The organism is Streptomyces sp. NPDC050658 (genome assembly GCF_044457025.1).
In the GTDB taxonomy this organism is placed as follows: Bacteria; Actinomycetota; Actinomycetes; order Streptomycetales; family Streptomycetaceae; genus Streptomyces.
Window position 1 is genome coordinate 67,479 of the sequence record NZ_JBITGM010000003.1, and the last position, 14,491, is coordinate 81,969.

General features: G+C 71.6%; 13 protein-coding genes. 5 read left to right on the plus strand and 8 right to left on the minus strand.

Translation table 11 applies throughout. The features are described from left to right. Nucleotides 1-9: 9 nt before the first annotated feature. Nucleotides 10-666, minus strand: coding sequence for a TetR/AcrR family transcriptional regulator C-terminal domain-containing protein (locus ACIBKX_RS11820; RefSeq protein WP_399375781.1), 657 nt, complete (start codon nt 664-666; stop codon nt 10-12). Between the two features lie 28 nt (nt 667-694). Here ACIBKX_RS11820 and ACIBKX_RS11825 point away from each other — a divergent pair, with 28 nt between their 5' ends. Beyond that, a complete protein-coding gene (locus ACIBKX_RS11825) occupies nt 695-2,185 on the plus strand; it encodes an FAD-dependent oxidoreductase (protein WP_363276553.1) in 1,491 nt (496 codons plus the stop codon). Nucleotides 2,186-2,244: 59 nt separating this feature from the next. Beyond that, nucleotides 2,245-2,751 (plus strand): MarR family winged helix-turn-helix transcriptional regulator, encoded by a 507-nt coding sequence (locus tag ACIBKX_RS11830; RefSeq protein WP_363276552.1) that lies wholly within the window; start codon nt 2,245-2,247, stop codon nt 2,749-2,751. A gap of 8 nt (nt 2,752-2,759) precedes the next feature. Here the strand turns inward: ACIBKX_RS11830 and leuE are convergent, their stop codons facing one another. Together leuE and ACIBKX_RS11840 are read right to left on the minus strand one after the other, a co-directional pair. Further along, nucleotides 2,760-3,413, minus strand: a complete 654-nt coding sequence (leuE, locus tag ACIBKX_RS11835) for a leucine efflux protein LeuE (RefSeq protein ID WP_363276551.1) — start codon at nt 3,411-3,413, stop codon at nt 2,760-2,762. Nucleotides 3,414-3,503: 90 nt separating this feature from the next. After that, entirely contained in the window at nt 3,504-5,093 is a 1,590-nt protein-coding gene (locus ACIBKX_RS11840) for a methylmalonyl-CoA mutase family protein (RefSeq protein ID WP_363276550.1), read from the minus strand. A gap of 109 nt (nt 5,094-5,202) precedes the next feature. Here ACIBKX_RS11840 and ACIBKX_RS11845 point away from each other — a divergent pair, with 109 nt between their 5' ends. Continuing rightward, nucleotides 5,203-6,057, plus strand: a complete 855-nt coding sequence (locus ACIBKX_RS11845; RefSeq protein ID WP_363276549.1) for a L,D-transpeptidase family protein — start codon at nt 5,203-5,205, stop codon at nt 6,055-6,057. Nucleotides 6,058-6,317: 260 nt separating this feature from the next. Here ACIBKX_RS11845 and ACIBKX_RS11850 read toward each other — a convergent pair whose 3' ends face one another. The 5 genes from ACIBKX_RS11850 to ACIBKX_RS11870 all read right to left on the minus strand — a co-directional run bounded on the left by ACIBKX_RS11850 (nt 6,318) and on the right by ACIBKX_RS11870 (nt 10,540). Continuing rightward, a complete protein-coding gene (locus ACIBKX_RS11850) occupies nt 6,318-7,397 on the minus strand; it encodes a hypothetical protein (protein ID WP_363276548.1) in 1,080 nt (359 codons plus the stop codon). Continuing rightward, complete coding sequence (locus ACIBKX_RS11855) at nt 7,397-8,062, minus strand: RNA polymerase sigma factor (protein WP_363276547.1); 666 nt, start codon at nt 8,060-8,062, stop codon at nt 7,397-7,399. The genes ACIBKX_RS11850 and ACIBKX_RS11855 overlap by 1 nt, the downstream gene beginning before the upstream one ends. 302 nt (nt 8,063-8,364) lie before the next feature. Further along, nucleotides 8,365-8,898, minus strand: a complete 534-nt coding sequence (locus tag ACIBKX_RS11860) for a hypothetical protein (RefSeq protein WP_363276546.1) — start codon at nt 8,896-8,898, stop codon at nt 8,365-8,367. 13 nt (nt 8,899-8,911) lie between these two features. Continuing rightward, nucleotides 8,912-9,541: an RNA polymerase sigma factor gene (locus ACIBKX_RS11865; RefSeq protein WP_363276572.1), complete on the minus strand. Its 630-nt coding sequence runs from the start codon at nt 9,539-9,541 to the stop codon at nt 8,912-8,914. Nucleotides 9,542-9,682: 141 nt separating this feature from the next. Beyond that, complete coding sequence (locus ACIBKX_RS11870; RefSeq protein ID WP_363276545.1) at nt 9,683-10,540, minus strand: hypothetical protein; 858 nt, start codon at nt 10,538-10,540, stop codon at nt 9,683-9,685. Between the two features lie 244 nt (nt 10,541-10,784). Here ACIBKX_RS11870 and ACIBKX_RS11875 point away from each other — a divergent pair, with 244 nt between their 5' ends. Both ACIBKX_RS11875 and ACIBKX_RS11880 read left to right on the plus strand, forming a co-directional pair. After that, nucleotides 10,785-13,487: an FG-GAP-like repeat-containing protein gene (locus ACIBKX_RS11875; RefSeq protein WP_363276544.1), complete on the plus strand. Its 2,703-nt coding sequence runs from the start codon at nt 10,785-10,787 to the stop codon at nt 13,485-13,487. 203 nt (nt 13,488-13,690) lie between these two features. Continuing rightward, nucleotides 13,691-14,191 carry a hypothetical protein gene (locus tag ACIBKX_RS11880; RefSeq protein WP_363276543.1) on the plus strand — a complete coding sequence of 167 codons (501 nt, stop codon included), beginning with the start codon at nt 13,691-13,693 and terminating at the stop codon, nt 14,189-14,191. Nucleotides 14,192-14,491: the final 300 nt, after the last annotated feature.

A 14,491-nucleotide genomic window follows, 5' to 3' on the forward strand; every position in this document is an offset into this window, starting at 1 on the left:
GGCCCCACCCTACGATTCCCGCAGCGTCGCCCCGATGCCGGTCACCACAGCGGTCAGCCCTTTCTCGAAGCCCCCGTCGTAGTCACGGAACATCTCCTGACCGGCCGCCGCCGCCAGCGGATACGCGGCGAGGCGCTCGGCGCGGGCCGCCAGGTCGTAGCCGCCCTCCTCCTTCGCGGGGTCGGGCCCCATGGACTGCTCCTCGATCACGAAGCCGATGGTGTAGCTGTACGCCGTGAGCCAGGCGCGGGCCGCGCCGCCCGGCGTGAACCCCGCCTCGGTGAGCGTGCGCAGATGGGCCTCCATCGGGGCGGCGTACGACAGGTCGGTGAAGTGCGTGCCGCTGTAGACCTTCGCGCCGTCGCGGTACTTCAGCAGATGGCGTCGCAGGCCGCGCATCGCGGCGGTGAGGGCCTCCTGCCAGCCGGTGCCGGGGAGCAGCTCGGCCACGAGCTCCTCGTTCATGCGGCGCAGCATCTCCGTCGCCATCTCGTCGAGCAGCGCCTGCTTGTCCTTGAAGTGCCAGTACAGGGCGGGCGCCTTGACGTCCAGCTCCTTGGCGATGGCACGGAGCGAGAGCCCGTCGAGGCCGGTCTCGTTCAGGAGCTTCAGGGCGGTGCGCGCGACGCGGGTGCGGTCCAGGGGTGTCGTAGCCACCTTGACAATTTAACACCGTTAAGCGCAGGCTCGGGGCATGGCACTTAACAGCGTTAAGGAGACTCTCGTGACGGACGTACCTACGGACGTACCGCCGGACGCACGGACGGACGTACTCGTCGTCGGCGCCGGTCCCACCGGCCTGACCCTGGCCTGCGACCTGGCCCGGCGCGGGGTGCGCGCCCGCGTCGTCGAGCGGGCGGCGGCCCTCTTCCCCGGCTCGCGCGGCAAGGGCATCCAGCCCCGCACCCAGGAGGTCTTCGACGACCTCGGGATCATCGACGCGGCCCTCGCGGCGGGCGGCCCGGCCCCCGTCGGGATGGTCTGGCGGGACGGCGAGCGGCAGGGCGAGCACCGGATGTTCGACGCGGTCGAGCCGACGCCGGACGCCCCGCACGCGACGCCGCTGCTGCTCCCCCAGTGGCGTACGCAGGAACTCCTGTACGCCCGTCTCAAGGAACTCGGCGGCGCGGACGTGGAGTTCGGCGCCGGGCTGACCGAGCTGGCCCAGGACGCGGCGGGCGTCACGGCACGCCTCACGGACGGCCGGACGGTGCGCGCCGCGTACGCCGTGGCGGCGGACGGCGGCCGGTCCACCGTGCGGGCGGCGCTCGGCATCGGCATGACCGGCGAGACGGTGGACCCGAACCCGATCCTGGTCGCGGACATCCGGGTTCCCGCGCTCGACCGCGACAACTGGCACATGTTCCCGCCGACCGCCGAGGGCGCGGGCTTCCTGGCGATGTGCCCGCTGCCGGGTACGGACGACTTCCAGTTGACGGCGCAGTTCACGGACGGGACGGACCCGGACACCTCGCTCGAAGGCGTACGCGCGGTCGTCGCCGCCCGCACCCATCTCACCGCCGCCGACGTGACCGAGGTGCGCTGGGCCTCCGACTTCCGGCCCCGCGCGGCGCTCGCGGACCGCTTCCGCGCGGGCCGGGTGTTCCTGGCCGGGGACTCGGCGCACGTGCACTCGCCGGCGGGCGGGCAGGGGCTCAACACCAGCGTGCAGGACGCGTACAACCTGGGCTGGAAGCTGGGCGCGGTGCTGCGCGGGGGCGCGCCGGATGCCCTGCTCGACACCTATGAGGAGGAGCGGCTGCCGGTGGCCGCGCAGATGCTCGGCCTGTCGACCCGTATCCACCGGGGCGAGGAGCGGCGCGGCGCGGCCACCCGGCAGCTCGGGCTCGGCTACCGGGGCGGCCCGCTGACCTCGGAGACGCGCACCGGCCTCGCGGAGGGGGCGCTGCGGGCGGGCGACCGGGCGCCGGACGGGCCGCGCGGCGGCGGTGCGGGGCGGCTGTTCGACGCGTTCCGGGGGCCGCACTTCACGCTGCTCGCGGTCGGCACGGACACCGGGCTCCCGTCGCTGGACGACGAGTTGATCCACGTACACCGCATTCCCGCGTACGCGCCCTACGGCACCGGCGTCTTCCTGGTCCGCCCCGACGGGTACGTGGCGTGGGCGGGGGACGACGCGAGCGGGCTGAAGGAGTACGCGGGGCTCGCCCTGGGCCTCAGTTGATGTCGTCCGCGAATTCGGCGCTTGACCTCAACCAAACTTGAGGTCCTACGTTCTTACCCATGACGAACACCACGAACTCCACGAACACCGTTGCCGACGCCTTCACTTACTCCCACAGCGACGAAGACCTGATCACCCAGCCCATCGGCTACTGGGCATCGGCGACCGGCGCGGCCGTCGTCCACCACATCCGCACCCTGCTCGCCGAGTGCGGCCTCACCCAGCCGCAGTGGTGGATCCTCAACCAGCTCGTCGACGCCGACGCGGACGGCGGGCGCGCCGAGGCCGACGTCGTGGGCATCCTGCGCGGCTACCTCGACGTCGGCGACGGCAAGCTGCAGCACGACATCCTCGCCCTGCGCGCCCGCGGACTGCTGACCGAGCACGGCACGGGCCGCATCCGCATCACGGAGGAGGGCCGCACCCTGCGCGACACCACCGCCGCGCGCCAGCAGAAGCTGCGCTCGGAGATCCACGAGGGCATCTCGGACGAGGAGTACATCCGCACCCTCAAGGTGCTCCAGCGCATGATCCACAACGTGGGCGGGGAGGCCTGGCACCACTGAGGCAGCACTCACCCACTGGCGAGCGACAGCTTCACCGCGAACCCGAGGAACAGCGCACCCGCCGCCGAAGTGGCTCCCGCCGAGAGCCGCTTGCGGCGGCGGAAGGCGGCCGAAAGCTTCGTGCCGCTGAAGATCAGCGCCGTCAGGTAGAGCACGCTCGCCACCTGGGCGAGGACCCCGAGCACGAGGAACGACAGCGCGGGATAGGCGTAACCGGGATCGACGAACTGCACGAAGAAGGCGATGAAGAAGAGGATCGCCTTCGGGTTGAGCAGGCTGATCACCAGCGCCCTGCGGAACGGGCGCTCGGCCGAGCCCTCCTGCTCCTCGGCGCCCCGCTCGGCGACCGGGTCCCGGCGCGCCCGCCACATGCCCCACGCGGCCCGCAGCATCCCGACCGCGAGCCAGGTCAGATACCCGGCGCCCGCGTACTTCACGATCCCGAAGAGCAGGGCGTTGGCCTGGAGCAGCGAGGCGACACCGGCGGCGGACAGCGTCATCAGCACCGTGTCGCCGCACCAGACGCCCGCCGCGGCCGTATAACCGGTGCGTATGCCGCGCCGCGCGGCGACGGAGAGCACATACAGCGAGTTCGGCCCCGGCAGCAGAATGATCAGGGCGAGGCCCGCGAGATAGGTCGGAAGATCGATGACACCCAGCATGAGCGGAGTGTCGCACGCCCCTACGACAGCGGTCACTGCCGTCCGCTCACCGGACACCGAACCCTTCAGAAGACTGCCGTCCCCGTTCCCTCAGAACGCGTCCACCGGCACATGCACCCCCCACACCTCCCGCAGCGCGTCGCACACCTCGCCCACCGTCGCCCGTGCCCGCAGCGCGTCCTTCATCGGGTAGAGGACGTTCGTCTCGCCCTTCGCCGCGTCCTGGAGGGCGGCGAGGGCCGTGTCGACCGCCGACTGGTCCCGGGACGCGCGCAGCTTCGCCAGGCGGGCTGCCTGCTGGGACTCGATGGCGGGGTCCACCCGGAGGGGCTCGTAGGGGTCCTCCGCATCCAGCTGGAAGCGGTTGACGCCGACCACCACGCGCTCTCCGGAGTCGGTCTCCTGGGCGATGCGGTAGGCGCTGCGCTCGATCTCGCCCTTCTGGAAGCCCTGCTCGATCGCGGCCACCGCGCCGCCCAGGTCCTCGACCCGGCGCATCAGGTCGAGCGCCGCCGCCTCCACGTCGTCCGTCATCTTCTCGACGACGTACGAACCCGCGAACGGGTCGACCGTGGCGGTCACGTCCGTCTCATGGGCCAGCACCTGCTGCGTGCGCAGGGCGAGGCGCGCGCTCTTGTCGGTCGGCAGGGCGATCGCCTCGTCGAAGGAGTTGGTGTGCAGCGACTGGGTGCCGCCGAGCACCGCGCCCAGGCCCTGCACCGCGACCCGGACCAGGTTCACCTCGGGCTGCTGGGCGGTGAGCTGGACCCCGGCCGTCTGGGTGTGGAAGCGCAGCATCATGGACTTGGGGTTCTTCGCGCCGAACTCCTCGCGCATCACTCGGGCCCAGATGCGCCTGGCGGCACGGAACTTGGCGACCTCCTCAAGGAGGGTCGTACGCGCCACGAAGAAGAAGGAGAGCCGGGGCGCGAAGTCGTCCACGTCCATGCCGGCCGCCACCGCGGTGCGTACGTACTCGATGCCGTCGGCCAGCGTGAACGCGATCTCCTGCGCGGGCGTCGCCCCCGCCTCCGCCATGTGATAGCCGGAGATCGAGATGGTGTTCCACTTCGGGATCTCGGCGCCGCAGTACTTGAAGATGTCCGCGATCAGACGCAGGGACGGCTTGGGCGGGAAAATGTACGTGCCGCGGGCGATGTACTCCTTCAGTACGTCGTTCTGGATCGTGCCCGTCAGCCTGCCTGCCTCGACCCCCTGCTCCTCGCCCACCAGCTCGTACATGAGGAGCAGCAGCGCCGCCGGGGCGTTGATCGTCATCGACGTCGAGACCTGGTCCAGCGGGATGCCGTCGAACAGGACCCGCATGTCGTCCACCGAGTCGATCGCGACCCCGACCTTGCCGACCTCGCCGTGCGCGAGCGGCGCGTCGCTGTCGTGGCCCATCTGGGTGGGCAGGTCGAAGGCGACCGAGAGGCCGGTCGTGCCGTTCGCGATCAGCTGCTTGTAGCGCGCGTTCGACTCCACGGCCGTGCCGAAGCCGGCGTACTGCCGCATCGTCCAGGGCCGGCCGGTGTACATCGAGGGGTACACGCCGCGCGTGTAGGGATAGCCGCCGGGCGCGCCCAGCTTCTGCGCGGGGTCCCAGCCGGCCAGGGCCTCGGGGCCGTACACGGGCTCGATGGGCAGTCCCGACTCGGACTCGCGGGGCTCGTGGGACATCTCTCGCCGCCTCCTACTGGTGGGCTGCCTCCAGCATGCGGCAACGTTCAGGGACGGTCACTCGCGGGAACATTTCTGGCAGGTCTGTCAATCGAACACGGGGGTCTTCATGGGCAAGGGTGCGATATCTGCGGGGGCGGTGGTCGTGGCCGCCGCCCTGGTCACGGGATGTACGGCGCAGGCCGTGAACACGGACGGGAAGGCTCCGCCGGTGCGGATCTCGCCCACCGGGGAGAAAGGCGGAGGGAAGGGCGACGACAAGAACGGCAGCGGGGGCGAGCGGTCCGATGCGCCGTCCTCGACGCCCAAGCCCAAGCCCAAGCCCGCCCCGAAGACCCTCATGGACCGGGGCGGGAGCGGTTCAGACGTCCGTGAGCTGCAGGCCCGGCTGCGGCAGATCGCCTGGTTCTTCGAGAACCCTTCGGGGAAGTACGACGCCGCCACCGCCTCCGCGGTCAAGGGCTTCCAGGGCAAGCGGGGACTGCCCCGCACCGGTACGACCGACTCCGTGACCTGGCAGAAGCTGCTCGGCATGACGCGGAAGCCGACGAAGTTCGAGCTCTACTCCGGCGGCGGCATCCCGCCGTCGAAGCCCGATCCGCGCTGTATGACGGGCCGCGTCCTGTGCATCAGCAAGGCGAGCCGCACGCTGACCTGGATGATCGACGGCAAGGCCGTCTCGACGATGGACGTGCGGTTCGGCTCGCAGTACACGCCGACCCGCGACGGCGCCTTCGAGGTGTACTGGAAGTCCCGGCACCACGTCTCGACGCTGTACGACACCGCCATGCCGTACGCGATGTTCTTCAGCGGCGGCCAGGCCGTGCACTACTCGTCGGACTTCGCGGCGACCGGCTACAACGGTGCCTCGCACGGCTGTGTGAACGTACGCGACGAGAAGAAGATCGCGAGCCTGTTCGCGCAGGTCAGGAATGGCGACAAGGTCGTCGTCTACAAGGATTAGGCAGCGTGGGCGGGATCGGGGGAACGTCTCCCGCCCACGCTGGTGGCACAGAGCCAAAGGTACGGGGGGAACCCCCGGCTCGTGCGCGGGCCGATGACCAGTCGGCTCACTTCTTACTGCGTCGCTGCTTCCAAAAACGTCACACCGGGGATGGAGCCGCGTTCTAAACACCGCCCTGAACTGCGAAAAGGCAGGTCGGAGACCTGCCTGAGGGGACCTGCCTGAGGGGACCTGCCCAGAGGTGCCGGACGTCCGACGGTTCAGGACTGCGTCGGCGTCGGAGACGACGGCAGCTGCGGCTGGGCGCTGTACGACGCGGTCGGCGTGGGCTTCGTCTGCGGGTACGTCGGGGAGATGACCGGCGGGACCCTGTTGCCGCCGTTGCCCTCGTGTTCGTTGCCGCCGCCGGACGATCCGTCGTCGTCTTTGTCGCCGCCGTCGCCGCCGTCGTCGTCTTCGCCGCCCCCGTTGCCACCGCTGCCGTCGCCCTGGCGGTCGCCGCCGCCGAGCAGCCGGTCGCAGGCCTCGGTGATGCCCTCGGAGCCGCCGAGCAGCTTCTCCAGGCGGCGCTTCTTCTCGCCCTTGAGGTCGCCGTCGCGGTGGTCGCGGCAGGCGGCGATCACCTGTCTGCGCCAGGTCTTCGCCTCGTCCTCGCGCCGCGTGTCCCCGCTGCCGGTCCCCGGCTGCGAGGTGGCGCCGTCCTGCGGCCCGCCGGTGGCCTCCGGCGACTGCGGCGGGGCGCTGCTGCCCGGCTCGCGCGAGGTGCCGTCCGGCGTGGTGTGCGCGTCGTCCGGCTCCACGTCCGGCGGGGTGCTCGCGCCGCCCGTCGCCGACTCCAGGGGCTGCGGCGGCGCCACGGGCGACGCGGAGGCCGCGGGGCCCTGGTCGTCCCGGCTGCCGAACGGCGAGGGCAGCACGCCCGTGCCGGCCGCGACGGCGACGCCGCCGATCATGCAGCCCGCGAGCACGGCGGCAAGCCCGAAGCGGACGGGGCGGGCCCAGCGGGTCGGGCGGCCCGGCGCGGGGGCCCCTCCGATGCGTACGGTCTCCCCGGATCCGGCAGCCGCCGCGGCCGCTCCCACGCGCGTAGACGAGGCCCCCGCGGAAGCGGCACGGGCCTCCCGGAAGGCGGCCATCGCCGCCTCTTCACCGGGGAGTTCGGCGGAGAGATCGCCGGGGGGACCGGCGAGCACCCGCTCGTCCGCGGTCAGCGCGCCCAGCGTCTTGGCGAGCCGCTCGGCCCGCTCCCGCGTGTGATGGTCGGCACCGTCGAAGGACTCACCGCTCAGCAAACGCTCCGCCGCGTCGCGGTCCAGCCACCTGTAATCCTCGTCGGCCATCACATGTCCTTCTGCGCCCGCGCACGCGATTCCGTCACACCGGCGGATGTCACCGCGCGCCCACGCGGCTCTCTCTGGGGAGGTACGGCGTCCAGGGCGTCCGGGTTCATCGGGCCCTCCGCGCCGAGCAGCTCCGCGAGCCGCTTCAGGCCCCGGTGCGCGGCCGTACGGACCGCTCCGGGTCTCTTGCCGAGGGTCTGCGCCGCGCTCTTGGCGTCGAGTCCGACGACCACGCGCAGTACGACCGCCTCGGCCTGGTCCTGCGGAAGCTTGGCTATCAGGGCGAGGGCGTCGCCGGTGGCGAGGGACTCCATCGCCTCGCCCGCGGTGTCCGCGTCGCCCGGTTTTCCGGTCAGCTCGGTCTCGTCGCCGCCTATCGCCGGGCGGCGGCCGCGCATCCGTATGTGGTCGAGCGCGCGGTTGCGCGCGATGCGCGCGGCCCAGCCCCGGAACCGGTCCGCGTCGCCGCTGAACCGGTCCAGGTCACGGGCTATCTGCAGCCAGGCCTCGGACGCGACGTCCTCCGCGTCCGGGTCTCCGACCAGCGTCCGTACGTAGCCGAGCAGCCGCGGGTGCACAGCGCGGTACACAGTCCGGAACGCGGTCTCGTCCCCGTCCTGTGCCGCAAGCACCGCGGCGGTCAGTTCCGCGTCGTCCCCCAGCACAACTTCTCCCTAGGCGCCTCCACCGGCCGCGGTCCTGACTCCGCTGCCTGGCGCGAAGCAGCACGCTACGGGCTGAAGTGGGCTCCCGTCCATGTTTGGTACAACGCGCAACTAGCGCGTGACAGAACGCGGTGTGACAGAAAACGCACGCGCGGCGCTGAAGGGAGTACGGGCCGCGTGCGGTCCGTCCGCGTGACGGCCGGGGTCTCTCCTGTGGGGGGTGGCGACCCCGGCCGCTCACCTTGGCGGGGCCTCGGCGGAATTTCTTCTGCGCGCCCGGCCACGACGCACCCGCAGACGCATCAGTGCGCGTTCTTCGCCTTGTTCTTTCCCTTGGCCTTGCCCTTGCCGGGGTGTTTCCCCTTCTCCTTGCCCTTCCCCTTGTTGTCCTTGGCCGGGGGCTTTCCCTTGTCCTGGGACGGGGGTTCGCCCGGAGGCCTCGGCGGGGTCGCCCGCGTCGGCTGTGCGCTCTCGCCGCGTGTCGTCGGCGGCGGAGTCGGCGTCTTCGTCGGCGGCGTCGAAGGGCCGGACGTACCGGACGTACCGATGGACGCCAGCGCCACGCCGCCAAGCAGCGCCGTCGCCAGGAGCGCGCCCGCCGCCGCCCGCAGCGAGGCGAGGGTGCCGAAGCGGCGCGGCCTGGGGCGCCAGTCGTCGCGGCGGCGGGTGCGGGCCCGGCGGCCGTCCCCGTCCCGCGCGCAGCGGAACGCCTCGACCGCCGCGCGCTGCGACTCCGGGTCGACGCGACCGGCCCGCACCGCGGCGCCGAGCAGTACGTCGAGGGCCGGCTCACCCCCGGGGGGCTCCTCACTCCCGAAGGGATCCTTCACGTCCATCCTGACTCCCGAGTCATCTCGACTCCCCCAGCGGACCGGACCCGTCATCCGTCACACCCCGCGCCGCGCCCAACTGCTCGGCAAGCCGCTTGAGCCCCCGGTAAGCGGCCGTCCGCACGGCCCCCGGGCGCTTGCCGAGGACGCGGGCCGCGGCCGGCGCGTCCAGGCCGACGACGACCCGCAGCAGCACCGCCTCCGCCTGATCGCGCGGCAGCCCCGCGATCAGCGCGAGCGCCTGCTCCGTGGAGATCGCCTCCAGGGCCTGGCCCGAGGTGCTGTGCGGTCCGGGAAGTTCGAGCATGTCCTGTTCCAGGGCGGACGGCCGCGGCCGTACCTTCTGGCGGCGCAGATGGTCCAGGGCCCGGTGCCGTGCGATGGTCGCCGTCCAGCCCCGGAAGCCCGCCCCGTCGCCGCGGAACCGCCCCAGGTCCCGCGCGATCTCCAGCCAGGCCTCGGCCGCCACGTCCTCCGCGGTCTCACCGTCGTGGCCGACGAGCCCCCGCAGATAGCCGAGGAGCCCCGGCTGCACGAGCCGGTAGGCGACCGCGAAGGCCGCCTCGTCCCCCTCCTGCGCCCGCGCGACAGCCGCGCCAAGCTCCTCGTCGTGCGCCTGCGCGCGACGCGGTTCTCCTCCTCGGCCCACGCTCTCCCATTCGTGCCGGTGCGACACGGTTCACCGTGTCCGTGCCCCCACGCCGAGCAGCGTCGCGGCGCGCGGAAATGTCACATGTACGGGCGGTTCGGACCGCCGCACAGGCGGTTCGGACCGCCTCTGTGCAGCCGGTCAGACCTCGAACAGGGAGCCGCCGCCCATGCCGAACGCCTCGATGTCGACGACCAGGGACGGATCGGGCGCGCTCACGACGACCGGCTTGTCGTAGTCGGACATCCGCATCTCCATCCGCTCGTCGCCCCGCCGCTGCGTCATGCCGAGGATGTACGGCTTGTCGCCCGCCGCCAGGTAGACGGTCATGTCGTGCCCGCCGTCCTTCGCGGCCAGCGGGGTCACACGATCACCGTGCCAGCTCCTGCCCGGCAGCGCACGGGTACCGCTCATCTCCATGCCGGAACCGTTCAGTTGGCCCAGCATCCTGTCGAGGTCGCACGTCTGCGCGGCAGTTGCCGTGCCCGGCGCCGAACTGCCGCTGCCCGACGGCACCTTCATGTACTTGCCGCGCGCGAGCGCCGTGCGCTCCCTGGCCCGCGCCGCGATCTCCGGGCCGCGCGCCACGGCCGCCTCACGGATCGCGTCGAGCGCCTCGTCCGCGAACCGTACGTAGATCTCCTCGCCGCCCACCATGATCAGCTCGCCCTTGCGCTGGGGTCCCGAGTCGAAGGTCCCCGTGCAGTTGTTGCGGCGGTCCATGTGCAGCGAGACCTTCTGGCGGCCCGCGGGCTTGGTCATCTCGACCGAGATCCGCACGGAGTCGGCCTTCTTCATCAGCTCCACGGCTTCCAGGGAGAGCCGCTCGCCCCGCACCTCGGCCGCGGGACGCGGCTTCTCGGCGGGGGTCTGCTTCACCAGACCCTCGTAGATCTTGCCGTCCGACCCGCAGGACGTGAGCGCCCCCAGCACCAGACAGCAGGCCACCGCCCGCGCCCACTGCCGCCTCTTCCGCACCCCAATACCCACGGTCCCCACCCACACTCCCCGCACTTCTCGTCCACAGCTGTCACGTGACCCAGCGCAATGCTCGGGCCAAATGTCACAGGTCTTGAATGCGGGATACGTCACGTCGATCCGCCCCTTTTCTCGTACAACCCTTTGACCATCCCGCCAGTCGTACGCACTCGTTTTGGTCAACCTGCAATTCCGCTAAGGGGTGGGGCATTTGAGCCCGCGCAAACCGCGCGAATCAGCGCGTACCACGCATGCGTACAGACCTTTGAGTCTCAAGCGCAGGGCATGGCTGACGATCGGTGCCGTCGTGCTGGGGGGCGCGGGGGCGGTCACGTACGCGATGGCGGGTCCCTCGGCGAATCCGAGCGGCGACGGCACACGGGGCAAGCGCCCGGTGAGCGTGCACGACATCGCGCTCAAGGCCGACGGCGCGAAGGAGCGGGAGCTGCCGCGCACGTCGACCGAGCAGTTCTCGCTGCTCGGCGTCTCGTGGGCGGGCGCGACGAAGGAGCTGGAGGGCACGGCCCAGGTCCGTACCCGCTCCGTCGAGAACGACAAGTGGACCGGCTGGCAGAACCTGGACCTGGAGCTGCATCTGCCGGAGAAGGCCGAGGCGGGCATGCGCGCCGCCTCCGAGCCGCTCTGGGTCGGCCCGTCGGACGGCGTCGAGGTCCGCGTGGTCGACGGCTCCTCCAGTGCGGCGCTTCCGACCGGACTAGAGGTCAACCTGGTCGACCCGGGTGTGACGTCCAAGGAGGCGGCCAACCCGGCGCTCGACGGCTCGGCGATGGCCCCGGCGGCGTTCGCCGCTCCCGTGGTCGACGAGACGGCCACGCCGACTCCGGAGCCGACCGAGCCCGCGTCCCCGGCACCCACTCAGGCGCCCACGACCGAGGCGCCCTCCCCCACCACTTCCGAGCCCGGCACCGAGCCGCCCACGTCCCCGGCCCCGTCCACCTCCGAGTCCCCGGACCCCGAGCCGACGAAGCCGCCCGCGCCGCCGTCGACGGTCACCAAGCCGCCGATGATCGGCCGCGCGGCCTGGGGCGCGGACGAGTCCCTGGTCGAGGACCCGCCGGAGTACATCGAGAAGGTCAAGGCGGTCTTCGTCCACCACACGGTCGGCACGAACGACTACAGCTGCGCCCAGTCGGCGTCGCTGGTCCGCGGCATCATGACGTACCACGTGAAGACCGAGGGCTGGAACGACCTCGGCTACAACTTCCTCGTGGACAAGTGCGGCCAGGTCTTCGAGGGCCGCGGCGGCGGCACGGACCTGCCGGTGAAGGGCGCGCACACGTACGGCTTCAACGCGGAGTCGGCGGGCATCGCGGTCCTCGGCGACTTCGAGGGCAACGAGAACCCGGCCCCCGGTACGACGTACAAGAAGGCGGGCAAGCCGACCCGCGCCGCCCTGGAGTCCGTCTCCCGCGTCGCGGCGTGGAAGCTCGGCCAGTACGGCGGTGACCCGCTGGCCAAGGTCACGATGACGGCGGGCGACGACACGGGCGTCTGGAAGAAGGGCGACACCCCGTCGCTGAACACGATCTCGGGCCACCGGGACGGCTTCGCGACGGCGTGCCCGGGCAAGAACCTGTACTCGAAGCTCGGCGAGATCCGCCGCTACGCGGGCAGCGCGGGCAAGAACTCCGCGATCCCCACGGCCGACTTCAACCGTGACGGCATCACGGACCTGGTGGCCGGCACCCCGAAGGCATCGGGCGGCGTAGGCACCCTCACGGTGATCCCCGGCGGCCTGGACGGCCCGGCAGGCGCGTCGAAGAAGACCCTCACCCAGTCGAGCCCCGGCGTCCCCGGCGCCTCCGAGGCGGGCGACAACTGGGCGGCGGCGACCGCCTGGGGCGACATCAACGGCGACGGCTACGCGGATCTCGCGATCGGCGCCCCCGGCGAGGACGACGCCACCAACGCGGACCGCGGCGCGGTAACGATTCTCTACGGCCCCGCCTTCACCTCCGGCACGGACATGCAGCTGGCGGACGACTTCCACTACCCGGGCGCCAAGTTCGGCTCCGCGGTGGCGGTCGCCGACTTCAACGCGGACGGCAAGGCGGACGTCTTCTCGGCGTCCACGGGCACGGGCGGCACGTGGGCGGCGCGCTTCGCGGCGGGCAGCGAGGTGGGCGGCACGCTGACGTCCGGCGACACGGCCATCTCCTACGCCGACGCGGCGTCCGGCGACTTCAACCGTGACGGCTACGCGGACGTGGCCCTGACCTACCGCGACCAGGCGGGACTCGGCAAGGTCCAGTGGTTCAAGGGCACCAAGTCGGGCCTGAGCAGGGTCGGTTCGCTCTCGGTCAAGGGCGGCCGCTCGCTGGCGGTGGGCGACGTGAACGGCAACGGCTACGACGACCTGGTCATCGGCCAGCCGTACACGGCGGAGTCGGGAGCGTTCGCGGGCGGCCAGGTGACGGTGGTCCCCGGCACCTCCACCGGCTTCACCACCACCGGCATGAAGACGGTCCACCAGGACACGTCCGGAGTCCCCGGCGCCGCTGAATCGGGCGACGCGATGGGCTGGTCGGTCTCGGCGGGCGACTACAACCTGGACGGTTACGCGGACGTCCTGGCGGGCGCCCCGAACGAGGACATCACGCGCGACGGCACGTCCCGCAAGGACGCCGGTACGTCCCTGCTCCTGAAGGGCACGTCGACGGGCCTGACGGGCACGGGCGCACTGGCCTTCTCCCAGGACACGGCGGGCATCACGGGCTCGACGGAGTCGGCGGACCGCCTGGGCGCGTCGGTGGTCCTCTCCGACCTCTCGGGCTACGGCCGCGCCGACCTGGCGATCGGCGTGGACGGCGAGGACGCGGGCGACGGCACGATCCTCCAACTGGACAGCGGCAGTTCGGGCGTCTCGACGTCGGGTGCCGTCTACTACGGCCGTACGTTGCTGGGTACGCCGGCGGGGGCTCACTTGGGCCAGACGCTGACGCCGTAACGGCAGCAATACCGCTACGCGCCGTGCTGCTCCCTTTTGTTGAGGGGGGCGGCACGGCGTTCGGCGTTCGGCGTTCGCTACCGGACCGCCTCCCCACGCCATCAACGCTTCCGGCGCCACATCTCACCCACGATCTCACCCACGATCTCACCCAGGCGAAATCAGTTGGCGGGCCATGGACACGCACCAGCACACTGCTCGCCATGTCCAACTCCTACGCGCAACCCGTCTTCCGGACTGCCGATCTCACGGAAGGGCTGCGCGTCGTCGACCGGCTGCTCGACATGGCCGACACGCACGAATTGGAGGTCGACTTGGACGCGCGAGCCCCCTCGGTGCAGGCCATCAGACCACTGCTGGCGGTCTGCCCCACAGCGGATTGGTGGACCTCGGAAGAAGGTGACATCCCGCCGGAAGGCGAAGTCACCCCACAACCGCACTTCCCGGTCCGGTTCCAGAGCTGGGCCATGCCGCCGGACATCGTGCGGCCCTTCCTGACCGCGGTGGGCGGCTTCCCTGCCACGCTGCGCTGGGACTTCTCCGGCTGGCCGGCGGCCCCCGAGGTGGGACTGGATGTGGGCGGCACCAGGGGCGCGTTCGTGACGCTGTGTGTGAACGTCCGCGATCTGGACCTGACGGAGCCCGCGGCCGACCACTCGGTCTTCGTGCACGTCAAGCAGGTGGAGGCAGAACGGGCTCCCTAGCTGGCCGCGCAGGTCGGGCAGCGGGTCATCGGCGAATTGGTGATGGCCCCCTACTGACGCCATCGAGCCTCGGCCAATCCCCTCCGGCGCCCATCGCATCGGGAACTCCGGCCGCACGACCCCGGGCCGCCCGTCGAAGCAGAGCCCGCGAACCTTCTCGCTCGGGAACGCGTGCTGTCGACCGCGGGCCGGGAGCACAGACACGGACAGTGACGCTTCCGGCCCCCCGCCCGCTAGGACGTACGTACGAACTCGAACTCCAGCGCCGCCCAGGGAACTTCACGGCGGCGCGCCTCATCA